General features: G+C 71.4%; 19 protein-coding genes. 11 read left to right on the forward strand and 8 right to left on the reverse strand.

Annotated elements, in window-relative coordinates; genetic code table 11:
• Positions 1-42 precede the first annotated feature (42 nt).
• From AADR41_RS34020 to AADR41_RS34040, 5 genes are all read right to left on the reverse strand, one after another.
• Positions 43-3,198, reverse strand: coding sequence for an efflux RND transporter permease subunit (locus AADR41_RS34020; protein WP_342285678.1), 3,156 nt, complete (start codon positions 3,196-3,198; stop codon positions 43-45).
• A gap of 164 nt (positions 3,199-3,362) precedes the next feature.
• Positions 3,363-4,058: a response regulator transcription factor gene (locus AADR41_RS34025; RefSeq protein WP_342285679.1), complete on the reverse strand. Its 696-nt coding sequence runs from the start codon at positions 4,056-4,058 to the stop codon at positions 3,363-3,365.
• A complete protein-coding gene (locus AADR41_RS34030) occupies positions 4,055-5,314 on the reverse strand; it encodes a sensor histidine kinase (RefSeq protein WP_342285681.1) in 1,260 nt (419 codons plus the stop codon). Before AADR41_RS34030 ends, AADR41_RS34025 begins: the two co-directional genes overlap by 4 nt.
• Before the next feature lie 139 nt (positions 5,315-5,453).
• A complete protein-coding gene (gene pspAA / locus AADR41_RS34035; protein ID WP_266691293.1) occupies positions 5,454-5,732 on the reverse strand; it encodes a PspA-associated protein PspAA in 279 nt (92 codons plus the stop codon).
• A gap of 9 nt (positions 5,733-5,741) precedes the next feature.
• Entirely contained in the window at positions 5,742-6,521 is a 780-nt protein-coding gene (locus AADR41_RS34040; protein ID WP_342285684.1) for a PspA/IM30 family protein, read from the reverse strand.
• A gap of 297 nt (positions 6,522-6,818) precedes the next feature.
• Here AADR41_RS34040 and AADR41_RS34045 point away from each other — a divergent pair, with 297 nt between their 5' ends.
• The 3 genes from AADR41_RS34045 to AADR41_RS34055 all read left to right on the forward strand — a co-directional run bounded on the left by AADR41_RS34045 (position 6,819) and on the right by AADR41_RS34055 (position 9,440).
• Positions 6,819-7,418 carry a DUF3043 domain-containing protein gene (locus tag AADR41_RS34045; RefSeq protein ID WP_342285686.1) on the forward strand — a complete coding sequence of 200 codons (600 nt, stop codon included), beginning with the start codon at positions 6,819-6,821 and terminating at the stop codon, positions 7,416-7,418.
• 95 nt (positions 7,419-7,513) lie between these two features.
• Positions 7,514-8,266, forward strand: a complete 753-nt coding sequence (locus tag AADR41_RS34050; protein ID WP_446751153.1) for a class I SAM-dependent methyltransferase — start codon at positions 7,514-7,516, stop codon at positions 8,264-8,266.
• 97 nt (positions 8,267-8,363) lie between these two features.
• Positions 8,364-9,440, forward strand: a complete 1,077-nt coding sequence (locus AADR41_RS34055; RefSeq protein WP_342285688.1) for a S1C family serine protease — start codon at positions 8,364-8,366, stop codon at positions 9,438-9,440.
• 60 nt (positions 9,441-9,500) lie between these two features.
• Here AADR41_RS34055 and AADR41_RS34060 read toward each other — a convergent pair whose 3' ends face one another.
• Positions 9,501-9,710 carry a hypothetical protein gene (locus AADR41_RS34060; RefSeq protein WP_072483289.1) on the reverse strand — a complete coding sequence of 70 codons (210 nt, stop codon included), beginning with the start codon at positions 9,708-9,710 and terminating at the stop codon, positions 9,501-9,503.
• A gap of 128 nt (positions 9,711-9,838) precedes the next feature.
• Between AADR41_RS34060 and AADR41_RS34065 the strand changes: the two genes are divergently transcribed.
• From AADR41_RS34065 to AADR41_RS34080, 4 genes are all read left to right on the forward strand, one after another.
• Positions 9,839-11,041: a bifunctional adenosylcobinamide kinase/adenosylcobinamide-phosphate guanylyltransferase gene (locus AADR41_RS34065; RefSeq protein ID WP_342285689.1), complete on the forward strand. Its 1,203-nt coding sequence runs from the start codon at positions 9,839-9,841 to the stop codon at positions 11,039-11,041.
• Positions 11,042-11,177: 136 nt separating this feature from the next.
• Complete coding sequence (gene cobT / locus AADR41_RS34070) at positions 11,178-12,284, forward strand: nicotinate-nucleotide--dimethylbenzimidazole phosphoribosyltransferase (RefSeq protein WP_342285691.1); 1,107 nt, start codon at positions 11,178-11,180, stop codon at positions 12,282-12,284.
• A gap of 88 nt (positions 12,285-12,372) precedes the next feature.
• Positions 12,373-14,175 (forward strand): phosphatidylglycerol lysyltransferase domain-containing protein, encoded by a 1,803-nt coding sequence (locus AADR41_RS34075; RefSeq protein WP_342285693.1) that lies wholly within the window; start codon positions 12,373-12,375, stop codon positions 14,173-14,175.
• The gene (locus AADR41_RS34080; RefSeq protein WP_342285695.1) at positions 14,172-14,927 is read left to right on the forward strand and encodes a hypothetical protein; all 756 of its coding nucleotides are present in this window, start codon (positions 14,172-14,174) and stop codon (positions 14,925-14,927) included. Before AADR41_RS34075 ends, AADR41_RS34080 begins: the two co-directional genes overlap by 4 nt.
• On the opposite strand, the gene AADR41_RS34085 is transcribed toward AADR41_RS34080, so the two are convergent.
• A complete protein-coding gene (locus AADR41_RS34085; RefSeq protein WP_342285696.1) occupies positions 14,834-15,595 on the reverse strand; it encodes a hypothetical protein in 762 nt (253 codons plus the stop codon). The genes AADR41_RS34080 and AADR41_RS34085 overlap by 94 nt on opposite strands.
• A gap of 88 nt (positions 15,596-15,683) precedes the next feature.
• On the opposite strand from AADR41_RS34085, the gene AADR41_RS34090 reads away from it, so the two are divergent.
• Positions 15,684-16,334 carry an adenosylcobinamide-GDP ribazoletransferase gene (locus AADR41_RS34090; protein ID WP_342285698.1) on the forward strand — a complete coding sequence of 217 codons (651 nt, stop codon included), beginning with the start codon at positions 15,684-15,686 and terminating at the stop codon, positions 16,332-16,334.
• Positions 16,335-16,393: 59 nt separating this feature from the next.
• Here AADR41_RS34090 and AADR41_RS34095 read toward each other — a convergent pair whose 3' ends face one another.
• A complete protein-coding gene (locus AADR41_RS34095) occupies positions 16,394-17,233 on the reverse strand; it encodes an endo alpha-1,4 polygalactosaminidase (RefSeq protein WP_342285700.1) in 840 nt (279 codons plus the stop codon).
• Between the two features lie 271 nt (positions 17,234-17,504).
• Here AADR41_RS34095 and AADR41_RS34100 point away from each other — a divergent pair, with 271 nt between their 5' ends.
• The 3 genes from AADR41_RS34100 to AADR41_RS34110 form a co-directional block, all read left to right on the forward strand.
• A complete protein-coding gene (locus tag AADR41_RS34100; protein ID WP_342285701.1) occupies positions 17,505-19,061 on the forward strand; it encodes a leucyl aminopeptidase in 1,557 nt (518 codons plus the stop codon).
• 328 nt (positions 19,062-19,389) lie between these two features.
• The gene (lpdA, locus tag AADR41_RS34105) at positions 19,390-20,778 is read left to right on the forward strand and encodes a dihydrolipoyl dehydrogenase (RefSeq protein ID WP_342285702.1); all 1,389 of its coding nucleotides are present in this window, start codon (positions 19,390-19,392) and stop codon (positions 20,776-20,778) included.
• Positions 20,779-20,839: 61 nt separating this feature from the next.
• On the forward strand, positions 20,840-21,140 hold a 301-nt coding region (locus tag AADR41_RS34110; RefSeq protein ID WP_342285703.1), incomplete at its 3' end, for a biotin/lipoyl-containing protein.

Genomic DNA, 21,140 nt, shown 5'->3' on the forward strand with positions numbered 1-21,140 from the left:
GGGGGGGGGGGGGGGGGGCCCCCCGCCGTCGTACCGGGCGGATCAGGCCTTCGCGGGCTCCGGCTCCTCGGAGGCGGCCGCCTCCGTGGGGGCCGGGGCGGGCAGGCCCGCCTTCTTCGCGCGCTTGGCCTCCTTCTTCTTCGCGCGGCGCTCCTTGCGGAGCTCCACCATCGCGTAGAGCGTCGGCACCAGCAGGAGCGTCAGCAGGGTCGAGGTGACCAGGCCGCCGATCACGACCACGGCGAGCGGCTGCGAGATGAAGCCGCCCTCGCCGGTGACGCCGAGTGCCATCGGGAGCAGGGCGAAGATGGTCGCGAGTGCGGTCATCAGGATCGGGCGGAGCCGGTGGCGGCCGCCCTCGACGACCGCTTCGACGACACCCATGCCCTGGGCCCGGTACTGGTTGATCAGGTCGATCAGCACGATCGCGTTGGTGACCACGATGCCGATCAGCATCAGCATGCCGATCATCGCCGGTACGCCCATCGGGGTGCCGGTGATCACGAGCAGGCCGATGGCGCCGGTCGCCGCGAACGGGATGGAGACCAGCAGGATCAGCGGCTGGACGAGGGACTTGAAGGTCGCCACCAGCAGCATGAAGACGATCGCGATCGCGGCCAGCATGGCCAGGCCGAGCTTCAGGAACGCGTCGTTCTGGTCCTCGGAGACACCACCGATGGTGGCGGTGGCACCGTCCGGGAGCTTCAGCTCGTCGATCTTCTTCTGGAGCGAGGTGCCGACCGCACCGGTGTTGTCACCGATGGGCTTGGCGGTGATCGTCGCGGCGCGCTGGCCGTCGATCCGGGTCATCGAGACCGGGCCGGGGACCAGTTCGACGTCGGCGATCTGCCCGAGCTTCACCGGGCCGAGGGAGAGGTTCTTCAGCTCGGCCATCGTGGTCGCCGGGTGGGCGGACCTGATGACAACGTCCCGCTCGGTGTCGTCCATGATCGCCTTGCCGGACGGGGTGCCGCGCACCGCTCCGGCGACGGCCGCGCCGAGCGTGGCCTGGTTGAAGCCGGCCTCGGCGGCCTTGGGCGTGGCCTTGACCGAGATCCGCGGGACGCTCTGCGCGAGGTCGCTCTGGACGTCGCTGACGTCCTTCAGCCCGGCCACCCCGGCCCGGACCTGCTCGGACGCCTTCCTCAGCACGTCCGCGTCGGAGGCCTTGACCACGACGCTGAGGTCCTGGCTGCCGAAGCCGTCGCCCGCGGCGATGGTGGTGTCACCGATGCCGTCGAGCTTGCCGAGCGCGGTGTCGATGCGCTTCTGCGTGGCGTCGAAGTCGCCCGAGTCCTTCAGGGTGACCTGGTAGGAGGCCTGGTTGGCGCCGGTGCCGCCGCCGAAGGCCGCCATGAAGCCGGACGAGCCGACGGTGACCTGGTAGTCCTTGACGCCCTCGTCCTCGGTGAGGACCTTCTCGACCTTCCTGGCCGCCTTGTCGGCGGCCGCCAGGCTGGTGCCGGGGGCCAGCTCCTGCTTGATGGAGAGGACTTCCTGCTCGCCCTGGTCGAAGAAGTTGGTCTTCAGCAGCGGGGCCATGCCGAAGGTGGCGAGGAACACCACGATCGCGATGACGATGCTGGTGATACGGCGCCGGGTGGCGAAGCGCAGCACCGGGATGTACAGCTTCTGGAGCCGGCTGCGGGCCTCCTTCTCCTCGGCCTCGCGGCGCGCCTGGTCCGGGTTCTCGGTGGCGCCCTTCGGGGCGCGCAGGAACCAGTACGACAGGACGGGGACGACGGTCAGCGAGACCAGCAGGGATGCCAGCAGGGCCGCGGTGACGGTCAGCGAGAAGGAGCCGAAGAGCTCGCCCACCATGCCGCCGACGAGACCGATCGGCAGGAAGACGGCGACCGTGGTGAGGGTCGAGGAGGTGACCGCGCCGGCCACTTCCTTCACCGCGGTGATGATCGCCGACTGGCGCTCCTCGCCGTAGCCGAGGTGACGCTTGATGTTCTCCAGGACCACGATCGAGTCGTCGACGACGCGGCCGATCGCGATGGTCAGCGCGCCCAGCGTGAGCATGTTGAGCGAGAGGTCACGGGTCCAGAGCACGATCAGCGCGAGGACCACGGAGAGCGGGATGGAGACCGCGGTGACCAGGGTCGAGCGCAGCGAGGCGAGGAAGACCAGGATCACGATGACGGCGAAGAGCAGACCGAGCGCGCCCTCGGTGGTCAGACCGGAGATCGCCTTGGAGACGGCGGGGCCCTGGTCGGAGACGACGGTCAGTTCGGCACCGGCTCCGAGGTCCTTGCGGAGGTCGGGGAGCTTGTCCTTGACCGCGTCCGAGATGGCGACGGCGCTGCCGTCCTTGTCCATCGTGGCCATCACGGCGAGGCTCGGCTTGCCGTTCGTACGGGTGATGGAGACCGCGGTGGACGGCTCCTGTTTCACGGTGGCGACGTCACCGACGCGGACCGGCGAGCCGGGCTTGCCCGTCGCGGGGTCCTGACCGGTGACCCGCAGGTTCTCGATCTGCTTCAGGGAGGTGAAGGCGCCGCCGACCTGGACGGTGCGGCTCTTGCCCGACTCCGAGAAGGCACCGGCGGGGACGGTCGCGCCGCCCGCCTGGAGGGCCTGGGAGAGCGTGCCGGCGTTCAGGCCGGCTTCGGCGAGCTTCTTGTCGTCGGGGGTGACGGAGATCTGGAGGTCCCGCACACCGTCGACGGTGACCTGGCCGACGCCGCTGATGTCCTCCAGGGCGGGGACGACCGTGCGGTCCAGCTGGTCGGCGAGGGCCTGCTGGTCCTTGCCGGAGGTGACGGCGAGGACGACGGCCGGGATGTCGTCCGTCGAACCGGCGATGACCTGCGGGTCGACGTCGTCGGGGAGCTGGGCGCGGGCGCGGTTCACCGCCTGCTGGATGTCGGCGACGAGCTGCTTGGTGCCCTCGCTGCCGAAGTCGAAGGACGCCATGACGACGGCGCTGCCCTCGCTGGCGGTCGAGGTGATCCCGGTGACGCCGTCGACGGCCTTGACCGAGTTCTCCAGCGGCTCGACGACCTGCTTCTCGACCACATCGGGGGACGCACCCTGGTAGGGGGCGATGACCGACACCATCGGGAGTTCGATGGTGGGCAGCAGCTGCTGCTTGAGCTGCGGGATCGCTATCGCCCCGAATACGAGCGCGACGATCGAGATCAAACCGATCAGGGCCCGTTGCGCGAGGCTGAATCTGGACAGCCAGGACATGGGTGGGTCTCTCTTCTGTGGCTTACGCGGCAGGTGGGCGGGTGGCTGAGGGACAGACCCGGCCCATCTATACGATCGCCTGCCGGCAGGGCCCGGGGCGTCAATCCCAGGTCGCTTTCTTATGCCGCGCATACCGCAGGTGGAGTACGCCGTATCTCCACCCCTCACTCCACCCTGGGGCGCACCAGGCCTGATTCGTAGGCAATTACCACCAATTGAGCCCGGTCCCTGGCGCCCAGCTTCGCCATCGCCCGGTTCACATGGGTCTTGACGGTGAGCGGGCTGACGGCGAGCCGCTCGGCGATCTCGTCGTTGGAGTGGCCGCCGGCGACCAGGACGAGCACCTCGCGCTCCCGGCCGGTGAGCGCGGCGAGCCGGTCGGTGTACTCCGCGGCGCTCGGCCCCTCGCCGTCCGAACTGCCGCCCTGCGCGAGAAAGGTGGCGATCAGCCCCTTGGTCGCGGCGGGCGACAGGAGCGCCTCGCCGCCCGCGGCGATACGGATCGCGTTGAGCAGTTCCTCGGGTTCCGCCCCTTTGCCGAGGAAGCCGGACGCCCCGGCGCGCAGCGACTGCACCACGTACTCGTCGACCTCGAAGGTGGTGAGCATGACGACCCGCACGCCGGCCAGTTCGGGATCGGCGCTGATCATGCGGGTCGCGGTGAGTCCGTCCGTGCCGGGCATCCGGATGTCCATCAGCACCACGTCGGCGCCGGTCGAGCGGGCGAGCTCCACGGCCTGCGCGCCGTCCGCCGCCTCGCCGACCACCTCCATGTCGGCCTCCGAGTCGACCAGCACCCGGAAGGCGCTGCGCAGCAGCGCCTGGTCGTCGACGAGCAGCACCTTGATGGGCTCTGTCATGCGGTTTCCCCCGTCCGGCCCACCGCGCCCGGCTCCCCGGACTCTCCTGTGCGGGCCTCGACGGGCAGGATCGCATGGACCCTGAATCCGCCGCCGTAGCGGGGCCCGGCGGTGAGGGTGCCGCCGAGCGCGGTGACACGTTCGCGCATGCCGAGCAGGCCGTGCCCGCCGCCGTCGCCGTGGCAGCCGCCCCCGCCGGAGCCGTTGTCGATCACGGTGACCTCGGCCGTGGCCCCGACCCGTACGACGCTCACCTCGGCCCGGGCCCCGGGGCCCGCGTGCTTGCGGACATTGGTCAGCGCCTCCTGGATGACCCGGTACGCGGCCAGGTCGACGGCCGCGGGCAGCGGGGGCCGCCGGTCGGTGCAGACCACGTCGACGGGAAGCCCGGCCCGGCGGACGGTGTCGACCAGTGCGTCGAGGACGGCGAGGCCGGGTGCGGGTTCGGTCGGCGCCGCCGGGTCGCCGGACTGTCTCAGCAGCCCGACGGTGGCCCGCAGTTCGTCGAGCGCGGAACGGCTGGCCTCCCGGACGTGGGCGAGCGCCTCCTTGGCCTGGTCGGGACGCTTGTCCATGACGTGGGCGGCCACCCCGGCCTGGACATTGACCAGGGCGATGTGGTGGGCGACGACGTCGTGGAGATCGCGGGCGATCCGCAGCCGCTCCTCGGCGACCCGCCGCCGGGCCTCCTCCTCGCGGGTGCGCTCGGCCCGGTCGGCCCGCTCCCTGATCGCGTCGACGAAGGCGCGCCTGGAACGGACGGCGTCCCCCGCCGCGCAGGCCAGGCCGGTCCAGGCGAAGACGCCGAAGTTCTCCTGGCTGTACCAGGGCGCCGCGCCGAAGAGCATCGCCGAGCCGGTCAGCACGGCCACCGTGAGCAGGCCGGCCCGCCAGGTGGTGGGCCGGTCGGTGCGGGCGGCGACGGTGCACAGCGCGATGACGGTGGCCATGACCACGGGTGCGGGCGGGTCGGACTTCACCAGCTCGACGACGGTCAGCCCGGCGGTGACCGCGAGCACCGCCATGGGACTGCGCCGCCGCCAGATGAGCGCCACGGCGCCGGCCACCATCAGCAGCACACCGCTGACCGCGGGCGGACGGGTTCCGAAGGAGGGCCCCTCCCCCGAGCGCGGGTGGACGAACGATCCGACGACCATCACCACCAGTACGGCCAGGGCCAGGGTGGCGTCCAGCGCGAGGGGATGGTCGCGCGGCCAGTGCCGGACGCGCCGAACCCCGGTTCCGAGGGTGGTCACGTCAAGCTACGTTACGGCGTGTCGCGGGGGAATCCGACCGGATCCCGTGCGAAGGACTCCGGGCACGCCCGTGCCCCGGGTCCGGCGGACCGGACCCGGGGCACGGGTTCATACGTGTGCTGGAGCGGGGAGAGCGGCGTCAGCCGGGGATCAGCCCGTCGTCGCGGAGCATGGCGCGCACCTCTTCGAGGGTCGCGTCGGAAGAGGGCAGGATCAGCTCGGACGGCTCCAGGGAGTCGTCCGGCAACGCTGTGCCGAGCTCGCGCACCCTGGCCAGGAGCGCGTGCAGAGTGGTCCGGAATCCCGGTCCGTCACCGCTCTCCATCTCGGCGAGCAGTTCGTCGTCGAGCCCGTCGAGCTCGGCGAGATGACTGTCGGCCAGTGCGACCTGGCCCTCCCCCATGATCCGTACGATCATGACGCCGCCTCAACTCTTGTCGAACCTGTGCGGGGACTGCGACGACTGCTGCTGGGCGGCGTCCTGCGGGCCGCCCTCGATCGCCTGCTGGGTGGAGCCGCCGGCCAGCTCGGCCTTCATGCGCTGGAGCTCCAGCTCCACATCCGTACCACCGGAGATCCGGTCCAGCTCGGCGGCGATGTCGTCCTTCGCCGTGCCGGTCGGGTCGTCCAGGGCGCCGGAGGCGAGCAGCTCGTCGATCGCGCCGGCCCGGGCCTGCAGCTGCTGGGTCTTGTCCTCGGCCCGCTGGATCGCCAGGCCGACATCGCCCATCTCCTCCGAGATCCCGGAGAAGGCCTCGCCGATCCGGGTCTGCGCCTGGGCGGCGGTGTAGGTGGCCTTGATGGTCTCCTTCTTGGTGCGGAAGGCATCGACCTTGGCCTGCAGCCGCTGCGCCGCGAGGGTGAGCTTCTCCTCCTCGCCCTGCAGCGTGGTGTGCTGCGTCTCCAGGTCGGTGACCTGCTGCTGGAGCGCGGCGCGCCGGGACAGCGCCTCGCGGGCCAGGTCCTCGCGGCCGAGCGCGAGCGCCTTGCGGCCCTGGTCCTCCAGCTTGGACGACTGTCCCTGCAGCTGGTTCAGCTGCAGCTCCAGCCGCTTGCGCGAAGTCGCCACGTCGGCGACACCGCGACGTACCTTCTGAAGCAGTTCGAGCTGCTTCTGGTACGAGTAATCGAGGGTCTCGCGCGGATCCTCGGCCCTGTCAAGGGCCTTGTTTGCCTTCGCGCGGAAGATCATCCCCATACGCTTCATGACACCGCTCATGGGCTTCGCGCGCCCCCTTCTGACGGACTGAGCTCCAGCACTCCAACAGAACCCACAGTACGGGCCCTGCCTCTATTACCGCACTGTTCGAGCAAGGATGTGCTCCTACCCAAGGACGACTGCACCAGGTCACCACTCCGGCCCAAGGAGTAGGCGGGGGTAAGGGAGACCCGGTCACGTCACCCGTACCGGGCACCCCGGTACACCTGCGAGGACGCAGGCCGTTGCCGGATCGTTCCCGACCGGCCTGGGGTCGTGGCAAACGAACCCGTACCCTTGGGCCTTGTGTTCCGTAGCCGTTCGAAGGAAGAGAAGGCGCCCACCGGCAAGGTGACGGCGGACCTCTCCAAGCAGCCCCGCGACCCGCAGGCCCCCAAAGGTCGCCCCACCCCCAAGCGCAGCGATGCCCAGTCGCAGCGCCGTCGCGCCTCCAGTGGCGCGCCGCTCGACCGCAAGGAGGCCATGAAGCGGCAGCGCGAAGCCCGCCGTGTGGACATGGCCAAGCAGCGTGAGGCGCTCGCCAGTGGCGACGAGCGCTATCTGCCGGCTCGCGACAAGGGCCCGGTGCGGCGCTTCGTCCGCGACTACGTGGACTCGCGTTTCTGCATCGCGGAGTTCTTCCTGCCGCTCGCCGTGATCATTCTGATTCTCAGCGTGATCCAGGTGCAGAACATCCAGACCATCTCGCTGCTGCTCTGGCTCGTGGTGATCGTGCTGATCGTGGTCGACTCGATCGGTCTCTCGATCCGTCTGAAGAAGCAGCTCAAGGAGCGCTTCCCCGATACGCCCAAGCGTGGCGCGGTCGCCTACGGCCTGATGCGCACGCTTCAGATGCGTCGCCTCCGGCTGCCGAAGCCGCAGGTCAAGCGTGGAGAGCGGCCCTGAGTACGCACATCTCCGGCCCGGTCGGCGGTCCGTCCGCCGGCCGGCTGGACGATGCCGTTCCCGTGACCGGGTTCTCCGGGGCCTCCTCGGTGTGGCTGAAGGGGCTCGGCGGGCTGCGCAACACCGTCCGCCAGGAGCTGGTGGCCCGGCAGCTCGACGAGCAGATAGCGGCCCGCTTCCCGGTCGGGCAGCGGCTGCGGGTGCTGGACGTCGGCATGGGCCAGGGCACCCAGGCGCTGCGCCTGGCGCGGGCCGGTCATACGGTGACCGGCCTGGAGTCGGACGCCGAGATGCTGCGGGTGGCCAGGGAGGCGCTCGGCAGCGAGCCCGCGGGCATCCGTGAGCGGGTACGGCTGATCGAGGGCAACGGCCTGGACACCGGGGTGCACTTCCTGCCCGGCAGCTTCGACGTGGTCCTCTGCCACGGCGTGCTGATGTATGTCCGGGATCCGGACGCGATGCTGGCGGGCCTGGCCCGGATGCTCGCCCCGGGCGGACTGCTCTCGCTGCTCGTACGGAACGCGGACGCGCTGGCGATGCGGCCTGGGACCGCCGGGGACTGGGACGGGGCGCTGGCCTCGTTCGACACGGACACGTACACCAACCGGCTGGGCCTCACCGTGCGGGCCGACCGGCTGGACGCCCTGACGGCCACGCTCGCCGGGATCGCGGCGCCGCTGCACGCCTGGTACGGGGTGCGCGTCTTCACGGACAACGTGAGCAACGACGTGGAGCTGCCGGCCGCGGCCGAGCTGGAGCAGGTGCTCGCCGCGGAGGACCGGGCCGGGCGGACCGATCCGTACCGCCGGGTGGCCGCGCTGCTGCACCTGTGCGGGGTCCGGGGCTGAGCGGACACGGGAGCGGGTCGCCGGGGCTGCCCGGCGCCGTGCCCCGACCGGCCGAACCCAAGAGGCCGCCAAAAGGGGCAAAAGCAACAATCGGAGCATGGATATATTCCACTCCCGCGCCCGCGTCCGCCGGCTGCTGCTGCCCCTGGCCGCAGGGATCTGCGCGATCGCCCTGGTGAGCGGATGCTCGGACGCGGCCTCCGAGTCGCCCAGGCCCGACCCCAGCGATCCGGCCTCCGCGACCCGGACCGCGAGCGATCTGCAGAGCGACTACCAGGCCGTGATCAAGGACGTGCTGCCGTCGGTGGTGCAGATCCAGACCACCGAGGGCCTGGGCTCCGGCATCGTCTACGACACCAAGGGCCACATCGTCACCAATGCCCATGTGGTCGGCAACGAAAGGACGTTCAAGGTCACCGTCGCGACCGGCGAGAAGGTGCTGAACGCCGCGCTGGTGGCCTCCTACCCGGAGCAGGATCTGGCCGTCATCAAGCTCGCCAGCGTGCCCGACGGGCTGAAGCCCGCGAAGTTCGGCGACTCGGCGAAGGTCGAGGTGGGGCAGATCGTGCTGGCGATGGGCTCGCCGCTCGGACTGTCCTCCAGCGTCACCCAGGGCATCGTCTCGGCGCTCGGCCGGACCGTCAGCGAGAGCCGCGCGGGCGGCGGCACCGGCGCGACGATCGCGAACATGGTGCAGACCTCGGCCGCGATCAACCCGGGCAACAGCGGGGGTGCGCTGGTCAACCTGGCCGGCGAGGTGATCGGCATCCCGACCCTGGCGGCGACCGACCCGGAGCTGGGCGGCAGCGCGGCGCCGGGGATCGGGTTCGCCATCCCGGTGTCGATGGTGAAGACGGTCGCCGACCAGATCATCAAGAGCGGCAGGGTCATCGACTCGGGCCGGGCGGCCCTGGACATCACGGGTCGCACCGTCGTCGACGACAACTACCAGCCGGCCGGCGTGGCCCTGGTCGACGTGACGAAGAACGGTGCCGCGGACAAGGCGGGACTGCGGGCCGGCGACATCATCGTCGGGATCGACGACCTGCCGGTCACGACGATCACATCGCTCTCGGAGGCGCTGGCCTCGGACAAACCCGGCCAGAAGGTCACGGTGGCGTATCTGCGCGACGGGGCGGAGAAGACGGCGAAGGTCACCCTGGGCGAGATCTGACGCCACTCCTCGCGCGAGGAGACGAGGAGATCCGGAGCGCTCCTCGCGCGAGGCGGCGGATCAGCCCTGGTCCGCCTGGAGGCTCATGGGGCCGTAGATCTTCGTCGAGTCGTCGAAGAGCGTCACCTGGTCCGCCCCGCCGTCCAGGAGTTCCTTCCAGTACTCACCGATCCAGGACTCCGCGTCGCCCTGAGTGGTGAATTCCTCCGGCTGCAGGGCCGGCTCCGTCTCCGTACCGTCGGACTTCTCGAACCGCCACGTCCACGCCATGTCCGCCTCCTGGGTCGCTTTGCTGCCCCGCAGCCTAGTGCCTGACCGGCGGGCCGGGGCCTGCCCCGCATCCGGACGAGAGGCCCCAGGCCGTGCACCGGCCGCACGGACACGGGAGGATCGAAGGCGTGGAACTGACTCTGCTCGGCACCGGAGCCCCCGACGGGCTGCCGCAGCCCGAATGTCCCTGCGCCGCCTGCGCCGTCGCCCGCGGGGCGCGCTCGCGGGCCGCGACCGCGCTGCTGGTCGACGACGCGCTGCTGCTCGATCTCACTCCGGGGGCCGTGTTCGCCGCGGCCCGTGCGGGGCACTCGCTCACCGGGGTGCGGCAGGTGCTGCTCACCCATCCGCACGACGGGCCCGCCGTGGAGCTGCCGGCGGGGCTGCCCCCGGCGGGGCGGGTTCCGGACGGACGGGTGCTGACGCTGATCAGCGGGCACCGGGTGCGGGCGGTGCCGATGGACGCGCCGGGGACCGGGTACGAGGTCACCGGACCGTCGGGCCCCCGGCTGCTGTACATGCCGCCGGGCGCCGCGCCCGCCGGTCTCACCGACCGGGTGGCGGAGCCGTACGACATGGTGGTCGGCGATGTGGTGGGGCGGCCGGACGCGGTGGCGCGGCTGCGGGCGGTGGAGGCGATCGGCCCGGCCACCGAGATCGTGGCCGTCCACCTGGACCATGCCGCGCCGCCCGGGGCCGAGCTGGACCGGCGGCTCGCGGCGGCCGGCGCGCGGGCCGTGCCGGACGGGACGACTCTGGTGGTGGGCGAGTACCACGCGGTTCCGTCGGTGCCCCGGCGCACGCTGGTGACGGGCGGGGCGAGATCGGGAAAGTCGGTGGAGGCCGAGCGGCGTCTGGAGACGCTCCCCGAGGTGGTGTACGTGGCGACCGGCGGCGGCCGGGAGGGCGACGCCGAGTGGGCGGCCCGGGTCGGTCTGCACCGGGAGCGCCGGCCGGCCGCCTGGCGCACCGAGGAGACCTGTGAGCTGGTGGAGCTGCTGGAGTCGGACGGGCCGCCGCTGCTGATCGACTGCCTGTCCCTCTGGCTGACCGACGCGATGGACCGGGTGGACGCCTGGGACGACGAGGCGTGGACCGGGGGCGGCGAGGACGCCCTGCACAAGCGGACCGCCGAGCTGGTCGCGGCGGTCCGCGGAACGCGTCGCACGGTCGTCGCCGTCACCAATGAGACCGGTTCGGGCGTGGTGCCCGCGACGGCCGCCGGGCGGCGCTTCCGGGACGAGCTGGGCCGGCTGAACGCCGCGTTCGCCGACGAGTGCGAGCAGGTGCTGCTGGTGGTGGCCGGGCAGGCGCTGGTGCTGCGCGGCTGACCGGGGCCGTCCGTGCCCCGGCCGCGGGGGCCGCGGTCCGGCCGGGCGCCGAAAACGCGGCGGGTACTGTTCCGCAGTGAGCCCGCCGCCGGGCTCACCGGCCCACTCGACGCATCGACCCGCGAGGCAGACCCCCGTGAATCTGGACGACTTCTCCGACCTGATCGAACGCCCCGACGGCGGCGTACGGCGCGATGCCGAGGAACGACGGGAGCGCCTGAGCGTTCCCGTCGGCTCCCTCGGCCGCTTGGACGAGCTGGGCGAATGGCTCTCGGCCGCTCAGCAGTCCGTACCGGTCAAGACGATCGAGCAGCCGCGCGTGGTGCTCTTCGCCGGTGATCACGGGGTCGCCGGGCTGGATGTCTCCGGGCGCGCGGCCGGCAGCGCGTACGAACTGGTGCGGGCCACCCTGGAGGGTGCGACGCCGCTCGCGGTGCTGGCCCGGCAGTTCTCCGTACCGGTACGGATCGTCGACGCCGGTCTGGACTGCGATCCGGAGCTGCTGCCCGAGCCGGTGGTACGTCACCGGGTGCGGCGGGGCAGCGGCCGGATCGACATCGAGGACGCGCTGACGGCCGAGGAGGCCGAGCGGGCGGTACGGCTCGGCATGGCGATCGCCGACGAGGAGGCCGACTCGGGCACCGATCTGGTGGTGCTCGGCGATCTGAGCGTGGGCGGGACCACGGCCGCGGCCACCCTGATCGCGGCGCTGTGCGGTACGGACGCCTCGGTGGTCACCGGGCGCGGCGGCGCGGGCATCGACGACCTGGCGTGGATGCGCAAGTGCGCGGCGATCCGGGACGCGCTGCGGCGGGCCCGGCCGGTCCTCGGTGACCAGCTGGAGCTGCTGGCCACGGTGGGCGGTGCGGATCTGGCGGCGACGACCGGGTTCCTGCTGCAGTGCGCGGTGCGCAGGCTGCCGGTGATCCTGGACGGCGTGGTCTCCGCGGCCTGTGCGCTGGTGGGCCAGCGGGCCGCCTTCCGGGCGCCGGACTGGTGGCTGGCGGGTCAGGCGAGCGGTGAGCCGGCCCAGGCCAAGGCGCTGGACCGGTTGGCGCTCAACCCGTTGCTGGACCACGGCGTCATCGTGGGTGAAGGAAGCGGGGCACTGCTCGCACTCCCGCTCGTCCGGGCCGCGGCCGCACTCGCGGCCGAGCTGCCCGAACGCGACCCCGTCGCCGGGGAGAAGGACGGCGCCGACGAGGAGGCCGGGGCCGGCGCCGCATACGGCGACGCGACCTGATCCTCACGGACCGGCGCCGCTGCGGCCGCAGGACACCGGCCGCAGCGCAGTCCCTCATGCAGTGCGATGCACCATATGATCGCTTTTCATGGGAGAGGTCCGATTGGCCACCGACGAATCCGGGCGGGGCACCGTCCGGGCACCGAGTACCGTCCGGTCACGGCGCAGCGCAGCATTCGCCATCTGGTACCTGCGCGTCGTGTCGTTCATCAACTTTCTGAGCGCCGTCTGGGTCTCTCTCGGCAACGATCTGCGCCGCCACAACACGGAGAACTACTTCACCCCCTACCTGCTCACCGCGGGCTTCTCCTCCGGGGTCGTCGCCCTCTTCCTGGCGATCACCATGCGCCGCCGCAAGCGGGCCGCCTGGATCGTGAACATGGTGGTGAGCGGCCTGCTGCTGCTCCTCTTCGCCCTGGTGATCGCATTCCCCGAGGTCCGGCGGTATCCGCAGAACTGGATCTCGCTGGCGCTGACCGCCGCCTTCGTGCTGGCGCTGCTCCTCGGCCGGCGCGAGTTCTACGCGAAGGGCGACCGGTCCAACCCGAAACTGGCGGCCGCCGTCGCGATCGGCGGGCTGCTGGTCACCTCACTGCTCGCCGCGGGCCTGGTCACCCTCACCAACACCGCGTCCGACGGCTACCGGGCGTCCTTCCTGGACCGGTGGCGCTACGGGGCGCTGCGGCTGGTCTCGATCGCCGACAACGACGTCGACTTCCCCGGGATCACCGCCCCCGGCTGGGTCAACGTCACCATCAACGTGCTCTCCACCCTGCTGCTGATCGCCGTCGTGTACGCGGCGTTCCGGTCCCGCCGGGCCGTCGACCCGATCACCCCCGAGGACGAGGCCCGGCTCCGGGCGCTGCTGGAGAAGCACGGCGAGCGCGACTCGCTCGGCTACTTCTCGCTGCGCCGGGAGAAGAGCGTCATCTGGTCCCCCACCGGGAAGGCCGCCGTCACCTACCGGGTGGTGGGCGGGGTCTCGCTCGCCTCAGGTGATCCCATCGGCGACCCGGAGGCCTGGCCCGGGGCGATCGATCCGTGGCTGGCCGAGGCCCGCGAGCACGGCTGGATCCCGGCGGTGATGGGGGTGAGCGAGGAGGGCGGCACGATCTACGCACGGCACGGCCTCGACGCCCTGGAGCTGGGCGACGAAGCGATCGTGGAGACCGCCGAGTTCACCCTGGAGGGGCGGGCGATGCGGACCGTCCGCCAGGCCTACAACCGGGTCCGGCGCGCCGGGTACGAGGTGACCGTCCGCCGCCACGCGGACATCCCCGAGGACGAGATGGCCGAACTGGTGCGGCGCGCCGACGACTGGCGCGACGGGGCGACCGAACGCGGCTTCTCGATGGCGCTGGGCCGGCTCGGCGATCCGGCCGACGGCCGGTGCGTGATGCTCGAATGCCGCAACGCCGCCACCGAGGAGGGCACTCCGGGCGAGCTGCGTGCCGTACTGAGCTTCGTGCCCTGGGGGCCGAACGGACTCTCGCTGGACCTGATGCGCCGTGACCGGGAAGCGGAGAACGGGCTGATGGAGTTCATGGTCATCGAACTTCTCCAGCGCGCCCAGGAGATCGGGATCACGCAGGTCTCACTGAACTTCGCGATGTTCCGGTCCGTCTTCGAGCGTGGTTCGCGGCTCGGCGCCGGCCCGGTGCTGAGGCTGTGGCGCTCGTTGCTCAGTTTCTTCTCGCGCTGGTGGCAGATCGAGTCGCTGTACCGCGCCAACGCCAAGTACCGGCCGATCTGGGAGCCACGCTTCATGCTGTTCGAGAAGAGCTCGGACCTGCTGCGCATCGGTGTCGCGGCGGGCCGCGCCGAAGGGTTCCTGGAGGCGCCCGGTCTGCCCAAGTGGCTGCACCGCTCGCATCTCGGGGCCGATGGATGAGACCCGTGCGCGCACTGCGCCGGGCGGCTCGCCGCGAATGGGGTTCGCTGACGGCGACCGTATGCGCGGCGCTCGCCGCCGACCGGCTGCGGGCCGTCCCGATGACGATCGCCGCGGTCTGTCTGACGGCGCTGCTCCACGCGCTGCAGCAGCACTCGTGGGGTCTCGGGGTGGTGCACACCCTCGGGACGGTGCAGGCCGAGGACCCGTTGCCGGTCTCCCTGCTGCGTACGCCGTTGTCGCTGTTCGTGCCGGCGCCGGATCTGCCGGTATGGGGGGCGCTGGTGCAGATCCTGATGGTGTTCGGCACCGCCGAGATCTGCCTGGGGCGGTGGCGCACGCTGCTGATCGCGTACGTGGCGACGCTGGCCGGGACGCTGTACGCGCGGATCGGTGTCGCGCTCGGCCCGGACGGGCTGTTCGGGCTGCCGGCCTCGGACGCCCGGATCGCCGACACCGGGCCGTCCGCGGCGGTGGTCGGCCTCGCCGTCTACCTCTGTTACGTCCACCGGGCCCGCTTCACCGGGGCGCTGGTGATCGCGGCGATGGTGGCCGAGGTGGTCCTGAAGAACAATCTGGCGGGCAAGGAGCACCTGGTGGCGATCGCCGCCGTCCTCCTGATGTGCGTCCGCGCGCCCCGCCGGGACCGGCCACGGGATCAGGGCTTGCGCCCCGGGAGCGGCACCCGGTCCGGTGCGCCGCCGATCAGATCCTCGAACCTGCGCCGCGGACCCACCCAGCGCACGTCGTGATGGTAGGCGCGCAGCACCGACCGGGCACGGGCCCGGTGCCGGTTGCGGTAGAAGCGTCTGGCCCACATCGAGGTCGGCCGGGCCAGCCGGACCGCGCCGATCAGCGCGACGAACGGGACCAGCGTGCCGACGACCGCGAGCCGCGCCTTGCCCTTGAAGAGGGCGATCAGCACGAAGCAGAAGTTGACGATCAGGGTCAGGACGACGCCGAGCCGGTCCTGCTGCTCGTCGCTGCTCAGCTCGTTCACACCGAGCGGTGAGAAACCGGCCAGCACCAGCAGCACCAGCGCCGCGGTGAGGACCACCACCTCCACGCTCTGGCGGCCCTCCTCGGTCCAGTACACGTCGTCGAGATGGAGGATCAGGGCGAACTCGTCCAGCACCAGCCCCGCGCCCGCGCCGAAGACCACGGCGCAGATTCCCGCGGTGACGCCCGCCCGCCCGCTGGCGACCGCGCCGAAGCCGCCGACGACGCTCAGCACCACCCCGGGGACCACGTGGTGGATGTGCATCCCGCCGGGTGTGATGTTGCGGAACGGGCCCTTCCCCGCCCGGATCATCCGGGTGATGATCCGGGTGATCGCGAAGGTGAGCACGAAGGAGGCCAGGGCGAGGAGCAGCGGCAGCTTCCCCGGCTCGACGATGTTCTGATCGAACCAGTGACCCATGCCACCCACTCCCGATAAGCCGCTCATGCCCCGGTCTGTCGTGTTACGGGCAATCTATCGGCCCGGCGCACCGATTAGCCTGCGCGCCGTGACCTCCCTGAACAGCCACGGCATCCGTTTCGCCTTCGGCACCCTGACCGTGCTCCCCGTCCGCGTCACCCGCTGGGACCGCGGGGCCGCCCGCGCCGGCATGCTGTGCGCGCCGCTCGCCGGTCTCGTGGTGGGGCTGCTCTCGGCGGCGGCCGGCGGCCTGTTGCTGCTGCTCGGCTCGGCACCGCTGCTCGCCGCGGTCGCCTCGGCCGCCGTGCCCGCCGCACTGACCCGGGGTCTGCATCTGGACGGTCTCGCGGACACCGCCGACGGCCTGGGCAGCGGCAAGCCCGCCGACGACGCCCTTCGGATCATGAAGCAGTCGGACATTGGGCCGTTCGGTGTGATCACCCTGCTGTTCGTGCTGCTGGCCCAGGTCGCCGCGCTGGCCGAGCTGTACGGGCGGGGCTGGGCGTACGGCGCGGTGGCGGTCGGGACCGTGGTGGTCGCGGGCTGCGCGGGGGCCGGTGCGCTGCTCGGCGGGTACGGGGCGCCGCGCCACGCGCTGGCCGCGGTGGCCGCGCTCGGGGTCGCCCAGCTCCTGCTGCGGCACTGTGTGCGGCGCTTCGGCGGGGTGACCGGCGATGTGTTCGGCGCGCTGGCGGAGACCGCGGCCACGGCGGCCCTGGTGGCCCTGACGTTCGGTTAGGGCCTCTCGGCCGGATCAGGCCGGGCTCGCGTGCCGGTGCCCGACCGGGCCGAAAGCTCCTAGCCGTTCTGCGTGCGGCCCTTCGGGCACTCCTGGCGCCACACCCCGAGTTCGTACTTCTTCAGCAGCGAGCTGAGCCCCAGCCGCCGCGACCCGGCGCAGAACCGGGCGACGGGCAGCTCGTACTCGACGTGGAAGACGGCCTTGCCCGCCTTCACGAACGGGGTGAGCTCCTCGCACTCGTCGTACTGCGCGCACTGCTCGTTGACCGCGAAGTCGAAGTCCGGCTCCAGCTCCGGGATCTGCCCGAGGTCGTTCTTCAGGCCGACGGCGAGCCCGTGGCGGTGGGCGAGCCGGGCGATGAGCCGGTTGTAGCGCAACTGGTCGGCGGCGGTCAGCGGGAAGCCGGTGCGGTTGCGGTAGCCGTCCATGTTGTCGGGCTCCACCGCGTCGAACCCCTTCTCGGCGCACATCTCGATCCGCCGCTCCATCAGCGGCTTCAGGATGTCCGTGCGGCGGATGTCGAGCCAGTACTCCCCGTCCCAGCCGTTGCCCTTGCCGCGTACCGAGGCGGGGAACTTCCCGGCGTCCGGACGGAAGTCCTCCCAGGCACCGGTGGAGAGGTAGCAGATCACCTTGCGGCCCCGGCGGTGCAGATCCCCGACTGCCTCGGCCCCGTGGTCGAAGCCGTCGATGTCGTACACCGGGACGTCCACCGTCGGATCCAGTCTGCCGGAGAGCTGCCACTGCCAGCGGGTGCCCGCCGCCGGCCGCCAGTGGTCCTTTCCGGCGGGTTCCGGTGCCGAGGTGCAGCCGGCCAGCAGGGCCAGCAGAATCAGTACGGCGACGGGCAGCGCCCGTCTTCCTCGCGTCGTGCCTGCGACCCCATGGGCGCGCATGGTTCTCCCCCCATAGGGCCTTTCACCTCCAACGACCCTACGTCCACCGTCCCTTCCGGCCGCACGGGCCCCGGCCGGGCCGTCCGGGACCGGGGACCGCGGCGCCACAACGAGCCACCGACGGCCCGCCGCCGTGTTCCCGCACCAAGGGCGCGCGTAGGCTCATTCCCGGCACATTGCGGCGACGTCTACGATGCGCCGGGCACGGTCGGCCACCCCCTCGGCCAGCACAGACCGACAACGAACTCAACGGAAGCGAGATTTCACCACCGTGACTGCTCTCACTCTCAGCACTGCCGGTGCGGCGACGCTGCGCGCCGACGCACTCGTCGTCGGCGTCGCCAAGGGCTCTGGGTCCAAGGCTGGGAGTCTGGTCCTCGCACCGGGCTCCGAGGCCGTGGACAAGGCGTTCGACGGAAAGCTCGCCACCGTCCTGCAGGCCCTGGGCGCCGCGGGTGCCGAGGGCGAGGCGATCAAGCTCCCCGCACCCGCCGGTCTCAAGGTCCCGGTCGTCGTCGCGGTCGGGCTCGGCCCGGTCCCGCAGAAGGACGAGGCGTACGACACCGAGGCGCTGCGCCGGGCCGCCGGTTCGGCCGCCCGCGCCCTGACCGGCTCGAAGAAGGCCGGTTTCGCGCTGCCCGTCGCCTCCCCCGAGGACGCCGAGGCGATCGCCGAGGGCGCGCTCCTGGGCGCGTACGCCTTCACCGCGTACCAGGGCGGCGAGGACAAGCTCGCCCCCAAGGGCAAGAAGAACGGCAACGGCGCGAAGCTGCCGCTCGGCGAGGTCGCCCTGCTCGGCGCCAAGCCGCGCGACAAGGCGTTCAAGGCGGCCACCGAGCGCGCCGTCGCGGTGGCCGAGGAGATCAACCGCGCCCGCGACCTGATCAACACCCCGCCGAACGACCTGTACCCCGAGTCCTTCGCCGCCGTGGCCACCGCCGCGGGCAAGGAGCACGGCATCAAGGTGCAGGTCCTCGACGAGAAGGCGCTCGTCAAGGGCGGCTTCGGCGGTCTGCTCGGCGTCGGCCAGGGCTCGACCCACGGCCCGCGTCTGGTGAAGCTCGCCTACACGCACCCGAAGGCGGAGAAGACCCTGGCCCTGGTCGGCAAGGGCATCACCTACGACTCGGGCGGCATCTCGCTGAAGCCGGCCGGCCACAACGAGACGATGAAGTGCGACATGAGCGGCGCCGCCGCCGTGTTCGCCGCCGTCGTCGCGGCCTCCCGCCTCGGCCTCCGGGTCAACGTGACCGGCTGGCTGGCGCTCGCCGAGAACATGCCGTCGGGCAACGCCACCCGCCCCGGTGACGTGCTGCGCATGTACAGCGGCAAGACCGTCGAGGTCCTCAACACGGACGCCGAGGGCCGGCTCGTCCTCGCCGACGCGCTGACCCGCGCCTCCGAGGAGAACCCGGACGCGATCGTCGACGTGGCGACCCTGACCGGCGCGATGGTGCTGGCGCTGGGCAACCGCACCTTCGGCATCATGGCGAACGACGACGCCTTCCGTACCTCCATCCACGAGATCGCCGAGGAGGTCGGCGAGGCCTCCTGGCCGATGCCGCTCCCCGCCGACCTGCGCAAGGGCATGGACTCCCCGACCGCCGACATCGCCAACATGGGCGAGCGGATGGGCGGCGGCCTGGTGGCCGGTCTGTTCCTCCAGGAGTTCGTGGGCGAGGGCATCGCCTGGGCGCACCTGGACATCGCCGGTCCGGCCTTCCACGAGGGCGCGCCGTACGGCTACACGCCCAAGGGCGGCACCGGCTCCGCGGTCCGCACGCTGGTCAGGCTGGCCGAGCGCACCGCCGCCGGAGACCTCGGCTGAGGTCTCGACCGTGACGTACGGCCCCGGGCATAGGCCCGGGGCCGTACGTGTTACGCCGATGGCATCGCCGCACGGGTCCGGCCGGTTTCGCTCTCGACGAAATCAGTAGGGGTCTACGCGGCGGTAACCGCCTGAGACGGATGATCGTCCGTCTCAGACCCGGGCCCCGCGTCCCGCCCACCGTCAACAAGTGCGAAGATGGGTTCTCGGCAGGACAGGGCCCCCACCACAGGGCCGAATAACAAAAGCGGCCGAACACCAGCCGACCGGCCGGTCATCCCCCAGCGACGGGGCCCGGCGTACGGCGCACATGCATGGAGGACGTGACGTGGCGAACGACGCCAGCACCGTTTTCGACCTAGTGATCCTCGGCGGTGGTAGCGGCGGTTACGCCGCGGCCCTGCGCGGAGCGCAGCTGGGCCTGGACGTCGCTCTGATCGAGAAGGGCAAGGTCGGCGGCACCTGCCTGCACAACGGCTGTATCCCCACGAAGGCCCTGCTGCACGCCGGTGAGATCGCCGACCAGGCGCGCGAGTCCGAGCAGTTCGGTGTCAAGGCCACCTTCGAGGGCATCGACATCGACGCCGTCCACAAGTACAAGGACGACGTGATCTCGGGCCTGTACAAGGGTCTGCAGGGTCTCATCGCCTCGCGCAAGGTCACCTACATCGAGGGTGAGGGACGGCTCTCCTCCCCCACCTCGGTGGATGTGAACGGCCAGCGCGTCCAGGGCCGCCACGTGCTGCTCGCGACCGGCTCCGTGCCGAAGTCGCTGCCGGGCCTGGAGATCGACGGCAACCGCATCATCTCGTCGGACCACGCGCTCAAGCTGGACCGCGTCCCGAAGTCCGCGATCGTGCTGGGCGGCGGCGTCATCGGCGTCGAGTTCGCCTCGGCGTGGACGTCCTTCGGCACCGACGTGACGATCATCGAGGGCCTGAAGCACCTCGTCCCGGTCGAGGACGAGAACAGCTCGAAGCTTCTTGAGCGCGCCTTCCGCAAGCGCGGCATCAAGTTCAACCTCGGTACGTTCTTCCAGGGCGCCGAGTACACGCAGGACGGCGTCCGCGTGACCCTCGCCGACGGCAAGACCTTCGAGGCGGAGCTGCTGCTGGTCGCCATCGGCCGCGGCCCGGTCTCGCAGGGCCTGGGCTACGAGGAGGCCGGCGTCGCGATGGACCGCGGTTACGTCCTCGTCGACGAGTACATGCAGACCAACGTGCCGACCGTCTCGGCCGTGGGTGACCTGGTCCCGACGCTCCAGCTCGCGCACGTCGGCTTCGCCGAGGGCATCCTGGTGGCGGAGCGGCTGGCCGGTCTGAAGACCGTTCCGATCGACTACGACGGTGTCCCGCGGGTGACGTACTGCCACCCCGAGGTCGCCTCCGTGGGCATCACCGAGGCGAAGGCCAAGGAGCTCTACGGCGCGGACAAGGTCGTCGCTCTGAAGTACAACCTCGCGGGCAACGGCAAGAGCAAGATCCTCAAGACCGCGGGCGAGATCAAGCTCGTCCAGGTCAAGGACGGTGCCGTGGTCGGCGTCCACATGGTCGGTGACCGTATGGGCGAGCAGGTCGGCGAAGCCCAGCTGATCTACAACTGGGAGGCGCTGCCGGCCGAGGTCGCGCAGCTCATCCACGCCCACCCGACCCAGAACGAGGCGATGGGCGAGGCCCACCTGGCCCTGGCCGGCAAGCCTCTGCACTCCCACGACTGATCCAGTCGACCGGGCGCGACGACCGACCACTTCCGCACTTTCGTAAGGAGCAACTGAAACCATGTCGGTTTCCGTAACCCTTCCGGCGCTCGGCGAGAGCGTCACCGAGGGCACTGTCACCCGCTGGCTGAAGGCCGAGGGCGAGCGCGTCGAGGCCGACGAGCCGTTGCTCGAGGTTTCGACCGACAAGGTCGACACCGAGATCCCGGCCCCCGCGGCCGGCATCCTGGCCGCCATCAAGGTCGCCGAGGACGAGACCGTCGAGGTCGGCGCCGAGCTGGCCGTCATCGACGACGGCACGGGCGCGCCCGTGGCCGCCGCGGCTCCGGCCGCCGAGCCCGCGGCCGCCCCGGCCCCGGCCC

The organism is Streptomyces sp. CLV115, assembly GCF_038448545.1.
Lineage (GTDB): Bacteria > Actinomycetota > Actinomycetes > Streptomycetales > Streptomycetaceae > Streptomyces > Streptomyces sanglieri.